Source organism: Salmonella sp. 32082101201600294FB01SM01 (assembly GCF_017572865.1).
Taxonomy (GTDB): Bacteria; Pseudomonadota; Gammaproteobacteria; order Enterobacterales; family Enterobacteriaceae; genus Salmonella; species Salmonella enterica.
This window is the reverse complement of record NZ_JAGESB010000001.1, coordinates 75007-98118: the sequence shown is the minus strand read 5'-3', so window position 1 is coordinate 98118 and position 23112 is coordinate 75007. Positions and strand designations below refer to the sequence as shown.

At 52.0% G+C, this 23112-nt stretch carries 19 protein-coding genes, 1 tRNA gene and 1 pseudogene; 9 read left to right on the top strand and 12 right to left on the bottom strand.

Annotated features, from left to right (window positions below):
- The first annotated feature begins 35 nt into the window (after positions 1–35).
- From stbB to stbE, 4 genes are read left to right on the top strand one after another with little or no spacing between them, the layout of a single operon-like run.
- Positions 36–797, top strand: coding sequence for a fimbrial biogenesis chaperone StbB (stbB, locus tag J4645_RS00480; protein ID WP_000781492.1), 762 nt, complete (start codon positions 36–38; stop codon positions 795–797).
- Positions 781–3342, top strand: a complete 2562-nt coding sequence (locus J4645_RS00475) for a fimbrial outer membrane usher protein (RefSeq protein WP_023214867.1) — start codon at positions 781–783, stop codon at positions 3340–3342. Before stbB ends, J4645_RS00475 begins: the two co-directional genes overlap by 17 nt.
- A gap of 4 nt (positions 3343–3346) precedes the next feature.
- A complete protein-coding gene (gene stbD, locus J4645_RS00470; RefSeq protein WP_023208150.1) occupies positions 3347–4672 on the top strand; it encodes a fimbrial usher protein StbD in 1326 nt (441 codons plus the stop codon).
- Positions 4638–5396, top strand: a complete 759-nt coding sequence (gene stbE, locus J4645_RS00465) for a fimbrial biogenesis chaperone StbE (RefSeq protein ID WP_023208151.1) — start codon at positions 4638–4640, stop codon at positions 5394–5396. Before stbD ends, stbE begins: the two co-directional genes overlap by 35 nt.
- A 47-nt stretch (positions 5397–5443) precedes the next feature.
- Here the strand turns inward: stbE and J4645_RS00460 are convergent.
- From J4645_RS00460 to proB, 4 genes and pseudogenes are all read right to left on the bottom strand, one after another.
- A pseudogene (locus tag J4645_RS00460) lies at positions 5444–5665 on the bottom strand (hypothetical protein); the annotation flags it as partial.
- A gap of 133 nt (positions 5666–5798) precedes the next feature.
- Positions 5799–5874 (bottom strand) — tRNA-Thr (locus J4645_RS00455).
- A 115-nt stretch (positions 5875–5989) separates the two neighbouring features.
- Positions 5990–7240: a glutamate-5-semialdehyde dehydrogenase gene (proA, locus tag J4645_RS00450; protein ID WP_023214866.1), complete on the bottom strand. Its 1251-nt coding sequence runs from the start codon at positions 7238–7240 to the stop codon at positions 5990–5992.
- Between the two features lie 11 nt (positions 7241–7251).
- Entirely contained in the window at positions 7252–8355 is a 1104-nt protein-coding gene (gene proB / locus J4645_RS00445; protein ID WP_001285275.1) for a glutamate 5-kinase, read from the bottom strand.
- 282 nt (positions 8356–8637) lie between these two features.
- On the opposite strand from proB, the gene phoE reads away from it, so the two are divergent.
- Positions 8638–9690 (top strand): phosphoporin PhoE, encoded by a 1053-nt coding sequence (phoE, locus tag J4645_RS00440; protein WP_023214865.1) that lies wholly within the window; start codon positions 8638–8640, stop codon positions 9688–9690.
- A 50-nt stretch (positions 9691–9740) separates the two neighbouring features.
- Here the strand turns inward: phoE and crl are convergent, their stop codons facing one another.
- The 3 genes from crl to gpt all read right to left on the bottom strand — a co-directional run bounded on the left by crl (position 9741) and on the right by gpt (position 11991).
- Positions 9741–10142: a sigma factor-binding protein Crl gene (gene crl, locus J4645_RS00435; protein ID WP_000174693.1), complete on the bottom strand. Its 402-nt coding sequence runs from the start codon at positions 10140–10142 to the stop codon at positions 9741–9743.
- A gap of 57 nt (positions 10143–10199) precedes the next feature.
- Positions 10200–11444 carry an esterase FrsA gene (gene frsA, locus J4645_RS00430; protein WP_000189586.1) on the bottom strand — a complete coding sequence of 415 codons (1245 nt, stop codon included), beginning with the start codon at positions 11442–11444 and terminating at the stop codon, positions 10200–10202.
- 88 nt (positions 11445–11532) lie between these two features.
- On the bottom strand, positions 11533–11991 hold the full coding sequence (gene gpt, locus J4645_RS00425) for a xanthine phosphoribosyltransferase (protein WP_001292018.1): 459 nt from the start codon (positions 11989–11991) through the stop codon (positions 11533–11535).
- Positions 11992–12239: 248 nt separating this feature from the next.
- On the opposite strand from gpt, the gene pepD reads away from it, so the two are divergent.
- The gene (gene pepD, locus J4645_RS00420) at positions 12240–13697 is read left to right on the top strand and encodes a cytosol nonspecific dipeptidase (RefSeq protein WP_001292981.1); all 1458 of its coding nucleotides are present in this window, start codon (positions 12240–12242) and stop codon (positions 13695–13697) included.
- Between the two features lie 154 nt (positions 13698–13851).
- Here the strand turns inward: pepD and prfH are convergent, their stop codons facing one another.
- The 3 genes from prfH to dinB all read right to left on the bottom strand — a co-directional run bounded on the left by prfH (position 13852) and on the right by dinB (position 16876).
- Complete coding sequence (gene prfH / locus J4645_RS00415) at positions 13852–14466, bottom strand: peptide chain release factor H (RefSeq protein ID WP_000602091.1); 615 nt, start codon at positions 14464–14466, stop codon at positions 13852–13854.
- Positions 14463–15602 (bottom strand): RNA ligase RtcB family protein, encoded by a 1140-nt coding sequence (locus J4645_RS00410; RefSeq protein WP_023214864.1) that lies wholly within the window; start codon positions 15600–15602, stop codon positions 14463–14465. Before J4645_RS00410 ends, prfH begins: the two co-directional genes overlap by 4 nt.
- Positions 15603–15820: 218 nt before the next feature.
- Positions 15821–16876: a DNA polymerase IV gene (dinB, locus tag J4645_RS00405; RefSeq protein WP_001226198.1), complete on the bottom strand. Its 1056-nt coding sequence runs from the start codon at positions 16874–16876 to the stop codon at positions 15821–15823.
- Positions 16877–17125: 249 nt separating this feature from the next.
- Between dinB and dpaA the strand changes: the two genes are divergently transcribed.
- Positions 17126–17866 carry a peptidoglycan meso-diaminopimelic acid protein amidase gene (gene dpaA, locus J4645_RS00400; RefSeq protein WP_001225658.1) on the top strand — a complete coding sequence of 247 codons (741 nt, stop codon included), beginning with the start codon at positions 17126–17128 and terminating at the stop codon, positions 17864–17866.
- On the opposite strand, the gene J4645_RS00395 is transcribed toward dpaA, so the two are convergent.
- Positions 17837–18604: a class II glutamine amidotransferase gene (locus J4645_RS00395; protein ID WP_023214863.1), complete on the bottom strand. Its 768-nt coding sequence runs from the start codon at positions 18602–18604 to the stop codon at positions 17837–17839. The genes dpaA and J4645_RS00395 overlap by 30 nt on opposite strands.
- 212 nt (positions 18605–18816) lie before the next feature.
- Positions 18817–19395, bottom strand: coding sequence for a D-sedoheptulose 7-phosphate isomerase (gene lpcA / locus J4645_RS00390; protein WP_000284051.1), 579 nt, complete (start codon positions 19393–19395; stop codon positions 18817–18819).
- Positions 19396–19634: 239 nt separating this feature from the next.
- Here lpcA and fadE point away from each other — a divergent pair, with 239 nt between their 5' ends.
- Together fadE and J4645_RS00380 are read left to right on the top strand one after the other, a co-directional pair.
- Positions 19635–22079: an acyl-CoA dehydrogenase FadE gene (gene fadE / locus J4645_RS00385; protein WP_000973041.1), complete on the top strand. Its 2445-nt coding sequence runs from the start codon at positions 19635–19637 to the stop codon at positions 22077–22079.
- Between the two features lie 108 nt (positions 22080–22187).
- Positions 22188–22955: an amidohydrolase gene (locus tag J4645_RS00380; RefSeq protein WP_000015789.1), complete on the top strand. Its 768-nt coding sequence runs from the start codon at positions 22188–22190 to the stop codon at positions 22953–22955.
- Positions 22956–23112 lie beyond the last annotated feature (157 nt).

The window sequence follows — 23112 nt, the reverse complement described above, 5'->3', positions numbered from 1 at the left end:
GCCAGACCATTTTCAATCGTCAGGGAGTTGTTGAGATGAAAATGGATACCCGACATTCCGCATTATATTACTTAATAGTTTTTCTATTGCTGGCCCTACCCGCCACAGCATCGTGGGCGAGCGTTACTATTTTGGGTAGCCGAATAATTTACCCATCAACAGCCTCCTCCGTAGATGTGCAGTTAAAAAATAATGATGCAATACCTTATATCGTACAAACCTGGTTTGACGATGGCGATATGAATACCAGCCCGGAAAATAGCAGCGCGATGCCGTTCATTGCCACGCCGCCGGTATTTCGTATTCAACCCAAAGCAGGCCAGGTTGTACGCGTAATTTATAACAACACGAAAAAATTGCCGCAGGATCGTGAGTCAGTATTCTGGTTTAACGTATTACAGGTACCACCAACGAATATTGGCAGCGACAGCGGGCAAAATAAAATGTTGGTGATGCTGCGCTCAAGAATAAAACTTTTCTATCGTCCTGACGGGCTAGGTAAACCTGATAATCTGGCGAAAAAATTACAGATTAAAACGGTAAATAAAGGTTCTGGAAAAAGCGGTATTGTTATTGTTAATCCGCAGCCCTGGTTTGCCTCTTTAAGTAACCTGAATGTAAAAGTGAACGGCGCTTCGTATAACCTGGATGCTGACATGATTGCCCCTTTCTCCAGTCAAACCTGGTGGCTGCCGGGCAAGCGGTCACTCAAATCCTTTTCCGGTACAGTCACCGTTACTTTGGTTAACGACCTGGGCGCAAGGATAAGCGAGAGCTACGATGTCCCCCACCATTAATTTGAACCACAAAAGCCTTGCGCTATTGATCGCCATAGTTTGCTCAGGCTCCGCGCAGGGTGAAGAGTATTATTTTGATCCTGCGCTACTTCAGGGGGCCACTTACGGACAAAATATTGCCCGTTTTAATGAACAGCAAACGCCTTCCGGAGACTATCTTGCCGACGTTTACGTTAATGGCACGCTGGTAACTGCGAGCACTAATATTCGATTTAATGCTGTAAAAGAGGGTCAACAGACGGAACCCTGCCTGCCCTTATCGGTGATGAAAGCGGCACAGATAAAATCACTCCCCGCGACCGACGCTGCGACCGAGTGTCGCCCGCTCAGGGAGTGGGTACCTCATGCCGGCTGGCAATTTGATAGCGCCACGCTTCGCCTGTTGCTGACGATTCCAATGACCGAACTTACGCACAAACCGCGCGGTTATATCTCCCCTTCAGAGTGGGATAGCGGCGCGCTGGCGCTGTTTTTACGCCATAACACAAACTGGACCCGCACCGAAAATACCGACAGCCATTATCGCTACCAATACTTATGGAGCGGTTTAAACATGGGCGTTAACCTCGGACTTTGGCAGGTCCGTCATCAAAGTAATCTGCGCTATGCCAATAGCAACCAGAGCGGAAGCGCCTGGCGCTATAACAGCGTTCGAACCTGGATGCAAAGACCTGTCGCGTCTATTAACAGTATCCTGTCGCTGGGCGATAGCTATACGGACTCCAGCTTATTCGGCAGTCTGTCCTTTAACGGGGTTAAGCTTGTCACCGACGAGCGGATGCGCCCGCAGGGCAAACGCGGTTATGCGCCGGAAGTTCGGGGCGTAGCGGCCAGTAGCGCGCACGTGGTAGTAAAACAACTGGGGAAAGTGATTTATGAAACCAACGTTCCGCCGGGCCCATTTTATATTGACGATCTGTACAACACCCGTTATCAAGGCGATCTGGAGGTAGAGGTTATCGAGGCCAGCGGTAAAACCTCGCGTTTCACCGTGCCTTATTCTTCCGTGCCGGATTCGGTTCGCCCCGGTAACTGGCACTATTCGCTGGCCTTCGGCAGGGTTCGTCAGTACTACGATATTGAAAATCGTTTCTTTGAGGGAACGTTCCAGCACGGCGTTAATAACACCATTACCCTCAACCTCGGTTCACGAATTGCGCAGCGTTACCAGGCATGGCTGGCGGGCGGTGTCTGGGCCACCGGTATGGGCGCGTTCGGCCTTAACGCCACCTGGTCGAATGCGCGCGCAGAGCATAATGATCGCCAGCAAGGCTGGCGCGCGGAACTCAGTTACAGCAAAACGTTTACCACCGGCACTAACCTGGTACTGGCGGCTTATCGTTATTCAACCAACGGCTTTCGCGATCTTCAGGACGTGCTCGGCGTACGCCGGGAAGCAAAAACGGGGATTGATTACTACTCCGACACGCTGCATCAGCGCAATCGCCTGTCCGCGACGGTAAGCCAGCCGTTAGGACGGCTTGGCACGCTTAACCTCAGCGCCAGCACCGCAGACTACTACAATAACCAATCGCGTATAACACAGCTACAAATGGGGTATAGCAACCAGTGGCGGAATATAAGCTACGGGGTGAATATCGCACGACAGCGCACCACCTGGGATTACGATCGCTTTTATCACGGCGTTAACGAACCACTGGACGTGAGTAGCCGACAAAAATATACCGAAACCACAATGTCGTTTAATGTCTCTATACCGCTGGATTGGGGCGAAAACAGAACGTCTGTCGCCATGAATTATAACCAGTCCAGTCAAAGCCGTTCCTCAACCGTATCCATGACCGGCAGTAGCGGTGAAAACAGCGACCTGTCATGGTCGGTTTATGGCGGCTACGAGCGTTATCGCAATAGTAATAGCGATAGCAGCGCGCCAACGACGTTTGGCGGTAATCTACAACAGAACACCCGGTTTGGCGCACTTCGCGCCAACTATGACCAGGGTGATAACTATCGTCAGGAAGGGCTGGGCGCGTCCGGCACCCTGGTACTTCACTCTGGAGGTCTGACGGCTGGCCCCTATACCAGCGATACCTTTGCGCTTATTCATGCCGATGGCGCGCAGGGCGCGATCGTACAAAATGGCCAGGGCGCTGTGGTTGATCGCTTTGGTTACGCCATTCTGCCTTCGTTATCTCCTTACCGCGTCAATAACGTTACGCTCGACACCCGTAAGATGCGCAGCGATGCCGAACTGACGGGAGGAAGTCAGCAGATTGTGCCCTATGCCGGCGCCATCGCGCGTGTCAATTTCGCTACTATCAGCGGCAAAGCGGTGCTGATCTCCGTGAAGATGCCGGATGGCGGCATACCGCCAATGGGCGCTGATGTTTTCAACGGTGAAGGCACAAACATCGGCATGGTCGGCCAGAGTGGACAGATTTATGCCCGTATCGCCCATCCGTCGGGTTCTCTACTGGTGCGCTGGGGAACAGGGGCAAACCAGCGTTGCAGGGTTGCCTACCAACTCGATCTTCACACCAAAGAACCGTTTCTCTATCTGAACAAAATCTGCGAGAAGGAATAGCACAATGCTTTTTAGTTTCCGAACGCTATTGTTTATCACCAGCCTGTTCGTCAGCGCCGGAACATGGTCGTCATGTATCAAAGTCACCAATAAGAGCGCGCTCTCTGACGCGGCGATAAAAGCGGGCTACACGGCGCAAAACTGGATCGGCGCAACTGACACGAATACCGGTAATATCGGTTTGCCAACGGTGATTAGCATCAGTAATAGTGAAACATTTCAACCCTCCGGCACACTATTGGCCAGTGGGATCGGTAACTTCCTGACGGCCGCCACCGGAACGCCCTATTCCAGTAAACAGGTACTTTACCGCTGCGATACCGCCGATGCCGGGAAGCTCTATGAGATGTATTCGACAAATGGCGATAGCGCTTTTGCGGGGGCATTTTTTACTCCCGAAGTAGAAGGCGCCTATTATGATGTGGAACGTAATGTTGCTGTCCGTATGACAAACCTCAGTACCGGCGAATATTACAGCCGTTTCTGGAAAGAACGCCAACTTACCGCAGACAGTTGGTTTCAGGATGACAAATATATTTATATTCCTGCCAGCGCGTTTAGCAACGTGTTATATGAGATGTTTAAAATTGACTCAAGAAAATATTTTGCCTACCAGAATCCAATGGACCGAGATACCTGGACGCAGCCTCGGGGTTATATCGCGTTTAAAGGCCCAGGCTTGATTACCGAGCGGATCCAAGCGGGACTGGATCATGCCAGCGATTATTATGGCTGGCCCGGCTATTGGCCCGGGGCATGGAGTACATATAATAGCGTCACCTATGTTCGCGGCGCGTTATGTAAAATCACAGATTATCCTGCGATCGTGAAAATTCCCCCTGTCGCCGTCGGCATATTAGCCGCCGGAGGCAATAGCCAGGCGCCTTTCCACGTCAGCCTGGAATGTGAGTCCGGTGCCGTGTCCAGTGCCCTCCCGTCCACCAGCGCCGCTAATGTCGCAATGGGGTTTGTCGTTAATCAACCCACCGCCGTGGCGGCGGCGCGTCGCCTGGGGCTAACCACATCCGCAGGCGGTCTGTCGTGGCTACTGGACACCCATTATGGCGAACCTGGCGTAGCTTCCGGAGTAGGTATCCGCATCTATAACGATGCCGGTACGCCAATTAACCTGTTACCCGATCGGATCAAGACAGGCACTGGCAACGCCCGAGGCTGGTATGGCTATAAAGATTTAACCACACGAGTATCATCCGGTTCAGTAGAAACCTACAGCGGTGATTTTACTGCCTCGCTTGAGGCGATCGCCGGACAAACAGTAACGGCAGGAAGCGTGAATGCGCAATTACAGGCAGTGGTTAGTTTTCAGTAAAGTCATATTAACGCTACTTGGGTTGACGGGATGGTATGGCCCGGCACAAGCCGCCGTTAATATTGACAGAACCCGAATTATTTTTGCTTCAGATGATATCGCTCAATCGTTGACATTATCCAACGATAATACAACGCCGATGCTGTTACAGGTATGGACCGACGCAGGAAACATTGACGCCTCTCCGGATAATAGCAAAACGCCGCTGGTGGCGCTGCCGCCGGTATTTAAAATGCAGCCAGGGGAACTGAGAACGCTTCGCCTGCTCCTGAGTTCCCGCCAGCAGCTTGCAACGGACCGGGAGAGTCTCTTCTGGCTAAACATTTATCAGATACCGCCAGTCACCCAGGACATTAAAAACCACCCGCGAAAACTGGTATTACCGCTTCGTTTGCGGCTAAAAATTTTAATTCGCCCGACCGGATTAAAAGCGCCAACGGAAGCGGAGGAGAAAAAATTACGCTTTATTGCTAAAGAAAATACTATACGGATAGTTAACCCCACCTCGTGGTATATGAGTTTAACACTAACGACAGATGACAAGAAAAGTGTCGGCGATATCATGGTTGCGCCGAAAACAGCACTTGATGTGCCGCTAACACGCTCGCCAAAGCCGGGAGCATCGATAAATTATGCAGTAATCAATGACTCCGGGAACTGGCGACAATATACCGCCATACTGGAAAAATATATTAGTAAGAGTGATTTTATTCCTGAGTTTTGATGGGAAATATTCAGGGATACGGTCGTATCCCTGAGACAAGCCAGAATTCAGCATGTACCATTGTCAAAAATAGCATTAAGCTGATATTTTTCTTTTTGCACGGCATCTTTGTTCTGTTGAGTTCCCTTCTCCTCAACAGACATATCCCATACGTTTTCATTATCTGATTCAATTAATGTGTAGAACGTATTATTATTACGCATCATATAACCGCGAAAATTATTTTCGATGCCCGTTGTCACAGGCTTAGCAGCCCCTGAGAATAACGAAAGGCATACCATGCAGAACGAATGCTTTCCGGACTGACGTCCTCATAGACATCTATACCATGCAAAACAAGTACGCGAGAAAGAAAATGAGAAGATTGTTATGAAAGAAAAATTTGTAACTACTTGATTGAGATGGTGCCGATAATAGGAGTCGAACCTACGACCTTCGCATTACGAATGCGCTGCTCTACCAACTGAGCTATATCGGCCCTGAGAAGGGTGTGTTCACGCGGGTGAATCACGGGATAGAAGGTTAAAACTAACCGGGCGGTGCGTCAATAGCCTTGCTACTCAACCGGCTATTTTTGCACCGCTCGACATTAATTACGCACGAATCGTACCATCGCCAAAGCCGATCCACTTATAGGTGGTAAGCGCTTCAAGCCCCATCGGACCGCGGGCATGTAATTTCTGCGTGCTGACCGCCACTTCTGCGCCAAGCCCAAACTGCCCGCCATCGGTAAAACGGGTAGAGGCGTTGACATAAACCGCAGCGGAATCCACTTCGTTCACGAAACGCGCAGCATTATGCATATCACTCGTCAAAATCGCATCGGAGTGCTGAGTACCATGTTCGCGAATGTGGGCGATAGCGCCATCCATATTTTCGACCACCACAACGTTCAGATCCAGAGACAGAAACTCGTTATCCAGCTCTTCCGGTTTCAGCGGCACCAGTTTGGCAGGGCCATGCAGTGCCTGCATGACGGTTTCATCCCCATGCAACGTTACGCCGCTCTCCGCCATCTGCTTGCTCAGCACAGGCAAAAAGCGTTCTGCGATGTCCTGATGCACCAGCAAGGTTTCCACCGTGTTACAGGTGCTCGGGCGCTGGGTTTTGGCGTTGACGATAATCTTCAGCGCCGGGGCGATGTCTGCGCTGCTATCAACAAAAATATGGCACACGCCAATCCCGCCGGTAATCACTGGGATTGTGGATTGCTCGCGGCACAGTTTATGCAAGCCTGCGCCGCCGCGCGGGATCAGCATATCGATGTACTTATCCATACGCAGCATTTCATTGACCAGCGAACGATCCGGATTATCAATCGCCTGAACCGCTGCCTCCGGTAAACCGCAAGCTTTCAGCGCCTTCTGAATGACACGAACGGTTGCGGCATTCGTGCGATGCGTCTCTTTCCCACCGCGTAGAATCACCGCATTACCGGTTTTCAGACACAAAGAAGCCACATCAACGGTAACGTTCGGACGCGCCTCATAGATAACGCCAACCACGCCCAACGGCACGCGGCGGCGCTCCAGACGCAGGCCGCTGTCCAGCAGACCGCCGTCGATCACCTGCCCGACCGGGTCGGCGAGATTACAGACCTGACGCACATCGTCAGCAATCGCTTTCAGACGCGCAGGGGTCAGCGCCAGGCGGTCCAGCATCGCTTCGCTCAGGCCGTTGGCTCGCGCCTGCTCAACATCTTGTACGTTCGCGCTGAGGATACTTTCCATTTGCGCTTCCAGTTCATCGGCTATTTTTTCCAGCACGCGATTTTTTTCGCCGCTGGAGAGCAGCGCCAGCTTATACGACGCCGCTTTAGCAGCAATGCCCATTTGTTCCAGCATATGCCTGTTCCTTATCGAGTAATCATGTCATCACGATGAACAGCGACCGGGCCATATTCATAGCCCAGAATCGCATCGATTTGTTGAGAGTGGTGGCCGGCTATCCGCCGCAGAGCATCACTGTTATAACGGCTGACGCCATGAGCGATATCACGCCCTTGCAGGTTACAAATTCTGATGACCTCCCCCCGCGAGAAATTGCCCGTCACGCTTTTGATGCCTTTTGGCAGAAGTGAACTGCCACGTTCCAGCATTGCCGCGGTCGCACCTTCATCAACCGTAATTTCGCCTGCCGGCGGCGCGCCGAAGATCCAACGTTTGCGGTTCTCCAGCGGCGAGGCTTGCGCATGAAAACGGGTGCCGACGGAAATCCCCTCCATCACATCGCCGATCACGCCCGGTTTACTGCCTGAGGCAATAATCGTATCAATACCCGCGCGACAGGCCACGTCTGCCGCCTGAAGCTTAGTGCTCATACCACCGGTCCCCAGTCCGGAAACGCTGTCTCCCGCGATAGAGCGCAGCGCATCGTCAACGCCATACACATCTTTGATAAGCTCCGCCTGCGGATTGCTACGCGGATCGGCGGTAAATAATCCTTGCTGATCGGTCAGCAGCAGCAGTTTATCCGCGCCTGCCAGGATCGCCGCCAGCGCGGAAAGGTTATCGTTATCGCCCACTTTAATTTCCGCTGTCGCAACGGCATCATTTTCATTGATAACCGGCACAATATGGTTATCCAGTAATGCACGCAGCGTATCGCGGGCGTTCAGAAAGCGCTCTCTGTCTTCCATATCCGCACGCGTCAACAGCATCTGCCCGATATGGATACCGTAAATTGAAAACAACTGCTCCCACAGTTGAATCAGGCGGCTTTGCCCTACCGCCGCCAGAAGCTGTTTAGAGGCGATCGTTGCCGGCAGTTCCGGGTAGCCGAGATGTTCACGTCCGGCGGCAATCGCGCCAGAGGTAACAATAACAATACGATGTCCCGCGGCGTGTAGCTGCGCGCACTGGCGGACAAGTTCTACGATATGGGCACGGTTCAGGCGGCGCGATCCGCCTGTTAGCACGCTGGTGCCGAGTTTTACGACCAGCGTCTGGCTGTCACTCATGATTCTCTGCCGTTCAAAATAAGAAATAAAGACCAAATGAACGTTTTAGCAGGACTGGCTCCGGTTGCCAACAACCTGTACGCGTAGCGTGAAATTTTGTTGCGCAGGATCAGCAAGCGTAGCGGCAGAATTTGACCATTTTATTACCGCAACAATTAAACATATTTTTTTAAAAAAATTCTCACTTTGTCATAAATCTTTCATTACCGAACGTTAAAAACCTTCCTGTTTTTTACCGGGTCTCCCGACAAATCATAGCGCGTAATTAAAACAGGAATGGAAATGAATAAGAGCACTCTGGCAATAGTGGTGAGTATCATCGCATCAGCATCTGTTCACGCCGCCGAGGTTTACAATAAAAACGGTAATAAGCTTGATGTGTATGGAAAAGTTAAAGCCATGCACTATATGAGCGATTATGACAGCAAAGATGGCGATCAAAGCTACGTTCGTTTTGGTTTTAAAGGCGAAACGCAAATTAACGCTCAATTGACCGGCTACGGGCGCTGGGAAGCTGAGTTTGCCGGTAATAAAGCCGAAAGTGATTCGTCCCAGCAAAAAACCCGCCTGGCCTTTGCTGGCCTGAAATTAAAAGATATCGGTTCTTTTGACTATGGACGTAACCTGGGCGCGCTGTACGATGTTGAGGCCTGGACGGATATGTTTCCCGAATTCGGCGGCGACTCTTCCGCCCAGACCGATAATTTTATGACTAAACGCGCCAGCGGGCTGGCGACTTACCGCAATACCGATTTCTTCGGCATCGTTGATGGACTGGATCTTACCTTACAGTATCAGGGGAAAAACGAAGATCGCGATGTGAAAAAGCAAAACGGCGACGGCTTCGGCACATCCGTGAGCTATGATTTCGGCGGCAGCGATTTTGCCGTCAGCGGCGCTTATACTCTCTCCGATCGCACCAGGGAGCAAAATCTGCAGCGCCGCGGTACGGGCGATAAAGCCGAAGCATGGGCTACGGGTGTAAAGTATGACGCGAATGATATTTATATTGCGACTTTCTATTCAGAAACCCGCAACATGACGCCAGTTTCCGGCGGATTTGCCAATAAAACCCAAAACTTCGAAGCGGTTATCCAGTATCAGTTTGATTTTGGTCTGCGTCCGTCATTAGGCTATGTGCTGTCAAAAGGCAAAGATATTGAGGGCGTCGGCAGTGAGGATTTGGTGAATTACATTGACGTTGGCGCAACCTATTACTTCAACAAAAATATGTCCGCGTTTGTAGATTACAAAATCAATCAGCTTAATAGCGATAACACGTTAGGCATTAATGACGATGATATTGTGGCAATAGGGTTGACCTACCAGTTCTGATAAGTCGCATTGTGCCTGATGGCGCTACGCCATCAGGCATGACAGCAGGGTTATGCCGACAGTTTTACCGGCTCGTCGTTGAAATCGTCAGACGGCTCCAGCGCCAGCTCCATAGAAATCAGCAGGTCGCGTAGCTTTTCATGAAACTCGCGTAGCGTGTATTCCAGTCGCTCCACCACTTCGGTTTCGTTAATCGGCACTGCGGTCCAGTTGCCCTCTTTATCAAACAAACCAAACTGATAACGATAAGTGAAGCGTTTCTCTTGTGCTTCCAGCTCCATCCACCAGCCCCAAAATTCACGCTTCTCTGGCGCGGGCTTCACGTTGACGCAAACTGCCAGGCAATCGAAAAAAAAACGATTGTCTTCGCACTGCCCTTCCCGGATATAGGGGCCAAGCGCGGTAAATTTCTTGATCAATCTACTTTTCGGGTGTCCACTCGGTAACGTCATTGCGATCTCCTTTAATGAAGCAACTGTTTTACCAAATCAATAGAATTTATCAATCTATTAACACAATCTATGATTAATCCAGTCGGTAATTTCTTGCAGCGCGTGGTCAAAATTGCGGTACACCGGGTTAAAAGGGATCTCTATCAGCTTACCGTCTGAAGAGGATGTTGTAATTAAGCGAGACTCTTCTTCCGGGCTGAAAGGATCGTTTTTCCAGAAGCCGGAAAGCATTGGCGTAGGACAACGTCTGCCCAGTAGCCCCTGTACTTTCAACGAATAGCGATTGAGCTCCACACGCAGCGCCTCATCCGAAGCATCATGCATACCCAGACGGCTGGCCAGCACATCCAGATACATCTCCGGCACCGTACTCTGTCGTTGCGGATCGCTAAGTAGCGCATGAACCACCGGCCCCAGGCAAGCCACCGCTTTCAAACGCGGCGCTTCCAGATAGGCCAGACGCACCGCAACGTTGGCGCCAAAACGGAAACCAAACGCCGCAACACGGGTATGATCTACCCAGGGGACATTAGGAAGCGCTTTTAACACATGCTGGTGGAGCAAGCTGGAATCCTGGGTTAATTTCCACTTTGATGAAAATCCAACCGAAGGCATATCAAGCGTTAACATCGCGATACCGCGCGGCGCGAAATAGCGTTCATACAGGGTGTAATAGTCGGTTTGCATGGCGTCCAGGCCGCCGCACATGAGCACCGTCGGAAACGGACCATCCCCTTTCGGCATATGTAAAAACGCGGTGACAGGCGAACCACCAGGAACGGCAAATTCCATTTCACGTAACGAGCCGGGCAACCGCTGCGCGGCCTCTTCATAGGCGCGATTCGCCAGCGCCTGCGCCTGCTCCGCCAGCTCATCGCCCTTCAAATGCGGGTAGGCGGCAATGTTATAGAGCGTTGAGGCATGAAGCCAGTAGCGTCCGCTGCGCATGGCGTCCTGTTCCTGACAGGCTTTCTGCTGCCAGTCCATCGCCTGCTTTGCCCACTCATAAATCCAGTTGCCGCCGCGGTAACCGATGACCGTATCGTATAAATCATCATCCGTTCGCTCTGCGTCGCTCATCACAATGCGCGCCTGCACATCAAGGATTTCTCGTGGGTCAACGCCGCGCCAAATCCACATCAGGCGGTTTATCATGCGATACCAGTGCGGAACGTTCTTACCGTCCAGCGCGGATTGCATGGGCGGCTGCGACCCACGATTGAACCGACGGACAAGGGTAGACGTTTCAGTATGTTTAAAGCGGGGTTTGAACAGGGTTTCGCTGAGGTTAGCCTGTGTCATTCGTGCAGCCTCCTTGGATACTCATAGAGGCTTATTGTAACCAATAAAACAGCGCCCGGCATTGCCGGGCGCTCTGAAAAGCTGCTGATTAACGACCTGAAATCGGCGGTACAAATACCACACCCATATCCCAGGGCTGCTCAATCCAGGTGTTCTGAGGAATATCAATAACATAATCATCAACCAGCGGACGGCCCGCCGGTTTAGCGAAAATCGTGACGAAATGCGCTTTAGGGTACATTTCGCGAATCGCGACGGCGGTACCGCCGGTATCGACCAGATCGTCGATGACGATAAAGCCTTCGCCGTCGCCTTCTGCACGTTTCAGCACTTTCAGTTCGCGCTGGTTATCGTGATCGTAGCTGGAGATGCATACGGTATCGACATGACGAATGCCCAATTCACGCGCCAGTAGTGCGCCCGGTACAAGGCCGCCACGACTTACGGCAATAATGCCTTTCCATTGTTCTGAAGGCATGAGGCGGCTCGCCAGTTTGCGTGCGTGAATCTGCAACATGTCCCAGGTGACGACGTATTTTTCGCTCATGTGAAGTGTCCCAGCCTGTTTATCTACGGCTTAAAAAGTGTTCGAGGGGGAAATAGTTGCGCGAGATTATAGAGACCTGACGCGCTAAAAACCAGTGTTTAGCGGAATCCACGCCTCTTTTTGTATGCTTTATACTACCCGCAGGCGGAGAAAGTGGTATTCTCAGTCGCATCTCGTAAGAGTTATCAATTCCGCTAACCCTGTGGCCTGTAAGAACGTTTTTCAGACCACCGCCAAGGAGACTTATCGTGTCTGAACTGTCTCAGTTATCACCACAACCTTTGTGGGATATTTTTGCCAAAATCTGTTCTATTCCTCACCCGTCCTATCACGAAGAGCAACTCGCGGAACATATTGTGAGTTGGGCCAAAGAGAAAGGCCTTTACGTGGATCGCGACCAGGTCGGTAATATTCTGATCCGTAAGCCCGCCACTGCAGGTATGGAAAATCGCAAGCCGGTCGTTTTACAGGCGCATCTGGATATGGTGCCGCAAAAAAATAGCGACACCGTTCACGACTTCACTACAGATCCTATCCAGCCTTATATTGATGGCGAATGGGTTAAAGCGCGCGGTACTACGCTCGGCGCCGACAATGGTATTGGAATGGCTTCTGCGTTAGCGGTACTGGCTGATGATAATGTCGTCCATGGCCCGCTGGAAGTGCTGCTGACCATGACCGAAGAAGCCGGCATGGATGGCGCGTTCGGCCTCCAGTCCGGCTGGTTGCAGGCCGACATCCTGATCAACACCGACTCTGAAGAAGAAGGTGAGATCTATATGGGCTGCGCAGGCGGCATCGATTTTACCTCTAATCTGCCGTTGACCCGTGAAGCTGTACCCGCAGGATTTGCATGCTTTAAGCTAACCCTGAAAGGCCTGAAAGGCGGCCACTCCGGTGGTGAAATTCACCTCGGCCTTGGCAATGCCAACAAATTGCTGGCGCGTTTCCTGGCCGGGCACGCAGAAGAACTGGATCTGCGTCTGATCGATTTCAACGGCGGCACGCTGCGTAACGCGATTCCGCGCGAAGCGTTCGCTACCCTCGCCGTTTCCGCAAACAACGTAGGCGCTCTGAAAACATTAGTGAACGCTTACCAGGATATTCTGAAAAACGAACTGGCGGAAAAAGAGAAAAACCTGACGCTGCAACTCAATGAGGTTGCTAGTGATAAAGCCGCATTGACCGCGCCGTCACGCGATACCTTTGTGCGCCTGCTGAACGCAACGCCGAACGGCGTGATCCGCAATTCAGACGTGGCGAAAGGCGTAGTGGAAACATCGCTGAACGTTGGCGTGGTCACAATGTCTGATGCGAATGTCGAAATTCACTGCCTGATTCGCTCTCTTATCGACAGCGGTAAAGATTATGTGGTGAGTATGCTGGATTCGCTGGGCAAGCTGGCTGGCGCGAAAACCGAAGCAAAAGGCAGCTATCCTGGCTGGCAGCCCGATGCGAACTCGCCGGTCATGCACCTGGTGCGGGAAACCTATCAGCGTCTGTTCAACAAGACACCGAACATCCAGATTATCCACGCCGGCCTGGAATGCGGTCTGTTTAAGAAACCCTATCCGGATATGGATATGGTCTCTATTGGGCCTACCATTACCGGACCTCACTCTCCGGATGAGCAGGTACATATCGAAAGCGTCGGCCACTACTGGACTCTGCTGACCGAATTGCTGAAAGCGATTCCTGCGAAGTAAGAAAGCGCTAAAATGCCCGTCCCATTTCTGGACGGGCTATCAATATGGAATATCGGGTATCCATTGCCAGATAAGCTCTCCTGGATGCGCTGAATAGCGCTGCGGCTACACGCGAATAGCCGGACAGCCCGATAACAGCGCCGGTAACACCGAATTATTGTGGCGTAAACGCCATTCCTTTAAATATCCGTAGCGGATTGCCGCGCTCAATCTGATGATGGAACAGACGCCTTTCAGACTTCAACGCCGCACACTCATTTTGCCGTTGCTGTTCCAGCCGCCAGGCAATCAGCAGCCGGGCCAGACGCTTATTCGCATGTTGACTGCGCTCCGACTGAACCTTCACGCTAATCCCGCTCGCCAGGTGCGTGGCCCGCACTGCCGAGTCGGTTTTATTAACGTGCTGCCCACCCGGGCCGGAAGAGCGCAGAGTCTCGAAACGAATCTCATCAGACTGCATCTGTTCGTCGGCGGAAAAGCGCCCAATGCCGACGTACCAGTTTTTTCGCCCATGGTGCGGGCGATACGGGCTGGTACAAATCCACAGTAACGTTCCACACCAACGTTCACTGAAAGCCATAGCTTTTTCACCGTCCAGCGAGACCAGTGCGGAACGCAGCGTGTCTGGTAATCGTCCCGGCTCTGTTTCAAGTCGCGTCAACGATACCTTTTCTCTGGCGGCTTCTTTCGTCAGACAATCCAGCGCTTTTTTTACCGCCAGACAACACTCGTCCGGTCCCTGTGCGGAAGAAAGTTGCAGTAAGATCATGCGCTTTTCTCCCCTGAGGTTTTCAGCGTCAGCACCGGACGCAGGCAGGCAACCGGCGTAATCAGTCCGGCGTCTGCCAGACAATCCACAACGCTATCGATGGATTTATACGCCTGCGGCGCTTCCTCATAAATGAGCTGGCGATCGCGGCAAATCACCCGGCTGCCCATCCCGGTACGGCAGAGCTGTCGCGGGGTAAATTTTGCCGATAACCGGTCTTTACACTCGGTACGCATCCATTTGCGCCCCGCGCCGTGCGCCAGGGAGAAGAGGCTCTTCTCGCTGACGACGGGTTTCACCAGCCAGCTATAATCGCCGCGCGAGCCGGGGATAATCACCAGTCCCTGCCCATCTGGCGTAGCGCCTTTACGGTGCAGCCACCCCGCCTCACCCGCGACAGTACAGGGTTCAACGAAGTTATGCGCCACATCCAGCCGCGGTTCGCCCTCAGCCCTGAGCTGTTGCAGTATCCGGCGGGCAATCAGCGCGCGATTACTGCGGGCAAATGCCAGCGCATCGTCATGTTCTGCAAGATAGCGGCGCGCATCGTCGCTATCTTCCGGCAAACCGTTATGCGAAAACGCCTCCACATGACGACGCAGGATAGCTTGCCCCAGACCGCGGGAACCACTGTGTACCAGCAGTAATAACTGCGCTTTTTGCAACCCCGACAAAGCGAACGAATCAGCATCGACGATGCGATCGACCTGCTGCAGCTCGGCAAAATGATTGCCGCCGCCAATAGAACCCAGCGCAGAGCGCCACGAATGATGCTGCATTGCGGCGGGGACATTCTCCTCCAGCCACTGCGCGTCCGCCACGTCAGGCAGCGACGCCAGCCGCTTCTCCAGTTTATCGGCGTTATATTTACGCCCTAAAATATCCGTTTGCCATAACGCCATGCCGCAGCCGATATCGTTGCCGACCAGCGCCGGATAAAAGCGTCCACGCGAGAAAAAGGCTGCGCCAATAGGATAGCCACGCCCCGGATGCAGATCTGGCATCCCGATAACGCGTCTCATACCGGTTAACTTAGCCGTCGTATATAATTGTTGGATCGCGGAATCTTCGATCCACAGGTTCTCTGATGCGATAGAAAATACCACATCTGATAAAGGACGAATATAATTGCCCATATACCATTCCATATATGAATTAAAAAATCAGGAAATGGCAGACTAATCCAGAGCAATAAGAGAAAATTAATCCTGGAAATGTCTGCAAAGTGCGTTCAGAGAATAAAGTGTCATGATGAACCTCCTTTGCAGTTATTGAGAATGAGAAAACGCGGGTATAGTAATACTGAAATTTAGATGGCGCAATCGTAATAGTGATAAAATCTTAATAGCCTGACTTATAACCCTAACACCAACTGTCGTTCCAACTGAGGGTCGAGCAGCGTTACGTGTAGCCCCACCAGCCGTACGCCGCGCTCGCCGCGACGCTCGTCCCAGGTTTTACGGGCGGTGGTAATTAAGTCTTCTTTATTTAATTGCGGCCAGACATGTTCCTGAGTGGTTTGCTGAAAATCATTAAATTTTAATTTAACGCCCTGTCGGGCAATCAGTAAATCGGGCTTTACTATAGCCAGACGACGCTCCAGTTCCGGATATAAATGTTCAATAATGGCCTCGCAGTCCGACCATTCATGAATATCCTCCGCCAGAGTACGCTCAACACCTACCGATTTACGCAGCCTTTCGCTGTTAACATCACGCTCGTCAATACCCTGACTACGCTCCCATAATACCCGGCCAAATTTACCAAAGCGTTTGAGAAGCATCGCCAGATCGCACTGTTGAATATCCCCGCAGGTTCTTAACCCCATATTTTCCAGTTTGGCGGCGGAAACTTTCCCCACGCCTGGAATTTTGGCTAACGGCAACGTTTTAAGAAAGTCGGGTACATCGGCTGGCGTAATAACATATTGTCCGTTCGGTTTATTGAGATCGGAGGCGATCTTCGCCAGAAATTTCACTGGCGCAACGCCGGCGGAGGCGGTGAGTTGCAGTTCATTGAAAATAGTCTGACGAATCTCCCTGGCGATCAGAGTCGCCGATCCATAACAGTGTGGGCTGTCAGTCACATCTAGCCAGGCTTCATCCAGCGAGAGCGGTTCAATCAGTGAAGTGTAGCGGGAAAAGATGTCACGTACATGCCGCGAAGCCTCTTTATAGGCGTCAAAGCGGCCAGGCAGTAAGGTGAGATGGGGGCACAGCTTTAGCGCCATGGCAGTCGGCATCGCGCTGCGTACGCCAAACTGGCGCGCAGGATAGTTGGCGGTACTGATAACGCCTCTTCGCTCACGACTCCCGCCAATGGCAATAGGGATATCGCGTAACGCCGGATTATCACGCATCTCTACCGCGGCAAAAAAACAGTCCATATCAACATGTATGATTTTGCGCATCGCTCGCCCCCACAATACTGTTTAAGTGTACAGTATGTTTTATTGCGCGCAAAGATACATTCGCGTTAAAAATGCGACATATTCGAAGGTATGACGACGAAAGCGGCGGGAAAATTGTAAACGTACACACGGGGACTTGCGAAAAACTGCCGTGGTGCTAATGTGAGCGCTCCAAATCCAGATTACTCCGATTTGGGGACTCTTTTGCCGTTCTGGCGTGTGTAACCGTTTTATCAAGGAACAAGCAGTATGCGTAAAATCGCATTTTTTCTTGCGATGCTTCTGATGCCGTGCGTCTCATTTGCCGGTTTGCTGAGCAGCAGCAGCCCCGTCACGCCGGTCAGTAAAGAGTATAAGCAGCAGTTAATGGGCTCACCGGTCTATATTCAGATTTTTAAAGAAGAGCGCACTCTTGATCTCTACGTCAAAATGGGTGAGCAATACCAGTTGCTTGATAGCTACAAAATTTGCAACTATTCCGGCGGGTTAGGCCCGAAACGCCGTCAGGGCGATTTTAAAAGTCCGGAAGGGTTTTACAGCGTTCAGCGTAATCAACTCAAGCCAGACAGCCGTTTTTATAAGGCCATCAACATTGGTTTTCCCAATGCCTACGATCGCGCGCATGGCTATGATGGTAAGTATCTGATGATTCACGGCGCCTGTGTTTCCGTCGGCTGCTATGCCATGACCGACAGCGGCATTGATGAGATTTTCCAGTTTGTCACCGCCGCGCTGGTCTTTGGTCAGCCGAGCGTGCAGGTGAGTATTTATCCGTTCCGGATGACCGACGCCAATATGCAGCGTCATAAATATTCTTATTACAAAGATTTCTGGGCGCAGCTAAAACCCGGCTACGATTATTTTGAACAGACGCATAAGCCGCCAACTGTTTCTATCGTTGATGGACGTTACGTCGTGAGCAAACCGTTGAGTCACGAAGTCGTTCAGCCACAGCTGGCCTCAAATTATACGCTCTCCGAGGCAAAATAACGCCCATTCGCCTGGCATAATCTTTTGCCAGGTTTCATTCCCCGTTAGCGGCTGGGTAGCAATCACGGTAACCACGTCATTTGGCGTGGTCTGTGAACTGAAATCAATTTCCATATCCTGATCCACCAGCGTGGCTACGCCAAACGGCGCCCGGCGAGTGATCCAGTGCAAATGGGTTGAGCAAAACGCCATCACATATCGCCCATCTGACAGCAGCATGTTAAAAACGCCTTTTTCACGTAATACCGTCGCCAGTGTCGCAATATATTTAAATACCGCTGTCATGTTGCCCGTCGTGCGGGGATAACGCTGCGTTAATTTATGCAATAGCCAGCAAAACGCTTTTTCGCTGTCGGTTTCCCCCACCGGACGAAAATTACCGGTTTCCAGCGACTTATAACCGTTGAGCTGACCGTTATGAGCATAAGTCCAGTTGCGTCCCCATAATTCCCGGGTAAAAGGGTGTGTATTTTCCAGCGCCACTTCACCGCGATTAGCCTGACGGATATGGGCGATAACCGAGCAGGACTTGATCGGGTAATTCTGTACCAGTTTCGCAATCGGCGAATGGTAGCTCGGTTGCGGATCTTTAAACGTGCGACAGCCCTTTCCTTCGTAAAAGGTAATTCCCCAGCCGTCTTTATGCGGCCCGGTTCCGCCGCCACGCTGCACCAGTCCGGTGAAGCTAAAGCAGATATCCGTCGGCACATTGGCGCTCATCCCAAGCAGTTCGCACATACATCACCTCCACAAACGCCTTAAGCGGGAAGGCGTAATTTTTACAGCCAATCAAAACTAAAAATATCAAAGAAAACAATATGCTATACCCTAAATAATTCGAGTTGCAGGAAGGCGGTAAGGGAGGAAATCCCCAGGAACATAGATAACTATGTGACTGGGGTTTCTGAGCGCAACCAACGCACCTGCAGCTTGAAGTATGACGGGTATAGTTATTTAACCATCTCTTTTTCGATCAACTGAATCAGGATATGAATCACTTTGATATGAATTTCCTGAATACGATCGGCATAACCGAAGTGCGGTACGCGAATTTCAATATCCGCCGTTCCCGCCATTTTGCCGCCGTCTTTGCCGGTCAACGTGATCACTTTCATGCCTTTTTCACGGGCCGCGGCAATCGCTTTAATCACGTTACCAGAGTTACCCGACGTCGAGATCCCTAACAGGACATCGCCTTCGCGCCCTACCGCTTCAACGTAACGAGAGAAAATATAGTCATAGCCAAAATCATTACTGACGCAGGATATATGGCTAACATCAGAAATCGCAATTGCCGGGTAGCCCGGACGATTTTCACGATAACGACCTGTCAGCTCTTCAGCAAAGTGCATCGCATCGCAATGGGAGCCGCCGTTACCGCAGGAAAGTACCTTACCACCCGCTTTAAAACTGTCAGCCAACAGGACCGCCGCGCGCTGAATGGCGTGAATATTGGCGTCATCTTTTAAAAAATTAGCCAGCGTTTCCGCCGCTTCGTTCAGTTCGTTACGAATAAGATCCTGGTACATGAGGATATCCTTCAGCATGAATGTAAATGACAGTATGCAGTGTACCGGATAGCAGTACAGGCGAGAAGCATAAGCCGAATTAACGCCTCACGCTTTTGATTTTTCGTGCCCCCAAAAACGGCAACAATGTGAGCTTTGTTGTAATTATTTTGTAAACACATTGCTAAAAGATTTTACATCCACTACAACCTAATCATCACAAGTGGTCAGACCTCCTACAAGCAAGGGAGCTTTTCGTTATGATGATTTTGAGTATTATCGCTACGGTTGTTCTGCTCGGCGCATTGTTCTATCACCGCGTGAGTTTATTTCTCAGCAGCCTGATTCTGCTCGCCTGGACCGCCGCACTTGGCGTCGCTGGCCTGTGGTCCATCTGGCTGTTGGTTCCTCTGGCCATTATCCTCGTGCCGTTTAACCTCACACCGATGCGAAAATCAATGATTTCCGCACCGGTGTTCCGCGGCTTCCGTAAGGTCATGCCGCCGATGTCGCGCACTGAGAAAGAAGCGATTGATGCCGGTACAACCTGGTGGGAAGGCGATCTGTTCCAGGGCAAGCCAGACTGGAAAAAACTGCACAACTATCCGCAACCGCAACTCACTGCCGAAGAGCAAGCGTTTCTCGACGGCCCGGTAGAAGAAGCGTGCCGGATGGCGAACGATTTCCAGATTACCCATGAACTGGCGGATCTGCCGCCGGAACTGTGGGCTTATCTGAAAGAGCATCGTTTTTTTGCGATGATCATTAAAAAAGAGTACGGCGGGCTGGAGTTCTCCGCTTATGCGCAGTCCCGTGTACTGCAAAAACTGTCCGGCGTCTCCGGAATTCTGGCTATCACCGTCGGCGTTCCAAACTCACTCGGCCCTGGCGAGTTGTTGCAGCACTATGGTACGGAAGAGCAGAAGAATCACTATCTGCCGCGACTGGCGCGCGGCCAGGAGATCCCCTGCTTTGCGCTGACCAGCCCGGAAGCAGGTTCTGATGCAGGCGCCATTCCGGATACCGGCGTGGTTTGCATGGGCGAATGGCAGGGCCAGCAGGTGCTGGGTATGCGCCTGACCTGGAACAAGCGTTACATTACGCTGGCGCCGATAGCTACCGTGTTGGGCCTGGCGTTTAAGCTTTCCGATCCGGATAGATTGTTAGGCGGAGAAGAAGAGCTGGGTATTACCTGCGCTCTGATCCCCACCTCAACGCCGGGTGTGGAAATTGGTCGTCGTCACTTCCCGCTTAACGTTCCGTTCCAGAATGGCCCAACCCGCGGTAACGATATTTTCGTGCCTATTGATTATATTATCGGCGGCCCCAAAATGGCCGGACAGGGCTGGCGTATGCTGGTGGAATGTTTGTCGGTAGGACGCGGTATTACCCTGCCGTCCAACTCCACTGGCGGGGTGAAATCCGTCGCGCTGGCAACCGGCGCCTATGCTCACATTCGTCGTCAGTTCAAAATTTCTATCGGCAAGATGGAAGGTATTGAGGAACCGCTGGCGCGTATTGCAGGTAACGCTTATGTGATGGATGCCGCCGCATCGTTAATCACCTACGGCATTATGCTGGGCGAAAAACCGGCGGTACTGTCGGCTATCGTGAAGTACCACTGCACCCACCGCGGCCAGCAGTCAATTATCGACGCGATGGATATCACAGGGGGTAAAGGCATTATGCTGGGCGAGAGCAACTTCCTGGCGCGTGCTTACCAGGGCGCGCCTATCGCGATTACCGTGGAAGGCGCGAATATCCTGACCCGTAGCATGATGATCTTTGGTCAGGGCGCCATTCGCTGCCATCCTTATGTACTGGAAGAGATGGCCGCAGCGCAGAATAATGATGTCAATGCCTTTGATAAACTGTTGTTTAAACATATTGGCCATGTCGGCAGCAATACCGTTCGCAGTTTCTGGCTTGGCCTGACCCGCGGATTAACGAGCCATACGCCAACCGGCGACGCCACGAAGCGTTATTACCAGCATCTGAACCGACTGAGCGCAAACCTGGCGCTGCTGTCTGACGTGTCAATGGCGGTACTGGGCGGCAGCCTGAAACGCCGCGAGCGTATCTCCGCGCGTCTGGGCGATGTGTTGAGTCAGCTTTATCTGGCCTCAGCCGTACTGAAGCGTTACGACGACGAAGGTCGCCACGAAGCCGACCTGCCGCTGGTGCACTGGGGCGTACAGGATGCGCTGTATCGTGCTGAACAAGCGATGGACGATCTGCTGCAGAACTTCCCGAACCGCGTCGTGGCCGGATTGCTCACCGCGATGATCTTCCCGACTGGCCGTCATTATCTGGCGCCGTCTGATAAGCTGGATCACGCCGTGGCGAAGATCCTGCAGGTGCCGAACGCCACACGTTCACGCATTGGGCGCGGTCAGTATCTGACGCCTGCCGAACATAATCCGGTCGGTTTACTGGAAGAAGCGCTGCGTGATGTCATCGCTGCCGACCCTATCCACCAGCGCATCTGCAAAGAACTGGGTAAAAATCTGCCGTTTACTCGTCTGGATGAACTGGCGCGCAATGCGCTGGCGAAAGGGTTGATTGATAAAGATGAAGCCGCCATTCTGGCGAAAGCGGAAGAGAGCCGCCTGCGCAGTATCAACGTTGATGATTTTGAACCTGAAGCGCTGGCGACCAAACCGGTAAAGCTGCCGGAGAAAGTGCGTAAAGTCGAAGCCGCATAATCAGTCTCGCGTCTTTCCTGCCCCGCTTTCGCGGGGCTTTTTCTTGCCGCTTTTTTATTATTGCTCATGCTACAGTGTAAAGACGCTGTTCAATGAGGAGCTCCGATCGTGTCTGGTTTGAAAATTACTCTGTTGCAACAACCTTTAGTCTGGATGGACGGCCCGGCAAACCTGCGTCATTTTGACAGACAGCTAGAGCTCGTATCTGGCCGGGATGTGATTGTTCTGCCTGAAATGTTTACCACCGGCTTCGCGATGGAGGCCGCTAATAACTCACTTTCGCAAGATAGCGTGATTACGTGGATGCAGGCCAAAGCCCGACAAACTGACGCTCTGATTGCCGGCAGCGCGGCGCTACAAACTGAGCGCGGCGCCGTAAATCGCTTCTTACTGGTTGAACCGGAAGGTAAGGTTCATCTCTATGATAAGCGCCATCTGTTTCGTATGGCGGATGAACATCAACATTATGCCGCAGGCGATAAACGCATCATCGTGCAGTGGCGCGGTTGGCGCATCCTGCCGCTGATCTGTTACGATCTGCGCTTTCCGATATGGTCGCGCAACCGCAATGATTACGATCTGGCGCTGTATGTAGCGAACTGGCCTGCGCCGCGCTCGCTACACTGGCAAACATTACTGACAGCGCGCGCTATTGAAAATCAGGCTTATGTCGCAGGCTGCAACCGGGTTGGCACCGATGGCAATGGGTTACATTATCGCGGCGATAGCCGGATCATTAATCCCCAGGGTGATATTATCGCCACCGCCGAACCACACCAGGCGACACGTATTGATGCCGATCTTTCTCTCGTCGCCTTGCAGGACTATCGCGAAAAATTTCCAGCCTGGCGCGATGCCGATCCATTCACCTTGTAAGCAACCTGCCGCTCACCGCGGCGGGATTGTTTCACTCCGTAACTCTCCGTAAAACAAATTCGCGTGGCGTAATGTGGCAGGCAACGTATTCTGACTAAGAGCCTATCCCACCAGGCGTTATTGGCGCAGCCAGTTTGGACACGGACAGCGCGCAAAA

Bases quoted from the DNA above. Each gene is read 5' to 3' on its own strand.
- stbB (WP_000781492.1), top strand. From the start codon at position 36: ATGAAAATGGATACCCGACATTCCGCATTATATTACTTAATAGTTTTT.
- J4645_RS00475 (WP_023214867.1), top strand. From the start codon at position 781: ATGTCCCCCACCATTAATTTGAACCACAAAAGCCTTGCGCTATTGATC.
- stbD (WP_023208150.1), top strand. From the start codon at position 3,347: ATGCTTTTTAGTTTCCGAACGCTATTGTTTATCACCAGCCTGTTCGTC.
- stbE (WP_023208151.1), top strand. From the start codon at position 4,638: ATGCGCAATTACAGGCAGTGGTTAGTTTTCAGTAAAGTCATATTAACG.
- proA (WP_023214866.1), bottom strand. From the start codon at position 7,240: ATGCTGGAACAAATGGGCATTGCTGCTAAAGCGGCGTCGTATAAGCTG.
- proB (WP_001285275.1), bottom strand. From the start codon at position 8,355: ATGAGTGACAGCCAGACGCTGGTCGTAAAACTCGGCACCAGCGTGCTA.
- phoE (WP_023214865.1), top strand. From the start codon at position 8,638: ATGAATAAGAGCACTCTGGCAATAGTGGTGAGTATCATCGCATCAGCA.
- crl (WP_000174693.1), bottom strand. From the start codon at position 10,142: ATGACGTTACCGAGTGGACACCCGAAAAGTAGATTGATCAAGAAATTT.
- frsA (WP_000189586.1), bottom strand. From the start codon at position 11,444: ATGACACAGGCTAACCTCAGCGAAACCCTGTTCAAACCCCGCTTTAAA.
- gpt (WP_001292018.1), bottom strand. From the start codon at position 11,991: ATGAGCGAAAAATACGTCGTCACCTGGGACATGTTGCAGATTCACGCA.
- prfH (WP_000602091.1), bottom strand. From the start codon at position 14,466: ATGATCTTACTGCAACTTTCTTCCGCACAGGGACCGGACGAGTGTTGT.
- J4645_RS00410 (WP_023214864.1), bottom strand. From the start codon at position 15,602: ATGGGCAATTATATTCGTCCTTTATCAGATGTGGTATTTTCTATCGCA.
- dinB (WP_001226198.1), bottom strand. From the start codon at position 16,876: ATGCGCAAAATCATACATGTTGATATGGACTGTTTTTTTGCCGCGGTA.
- dpaA (WP_001225658.1), top strand. From the start codon at position 17,126: ATGCGTAAAATCGCATTTTTTCTTGCGATGCTTCTGATGCCGTGCGTC.
- J4645_RS00395 (WP_023214863.1), bottom strand. From the start codon at position 18,604: ATGTGCGAACTGCTTGGGATGAGCGCCAATGTGCCGACGGATATCTGC.
- lpcA (WP_000284051.1), bottom strand. From the start codon at position 19,395: ATGTACCAGGATCTTATTCGTAACGAACTGAACGAAGCGGCGGAAACG.
- fadE (WP_000973041.1), top strand. From the start codon at position 19,635: ATGATGATTTTGAGTATTATCGCTACGGTTGTTCTGCTCGGCGCATTG.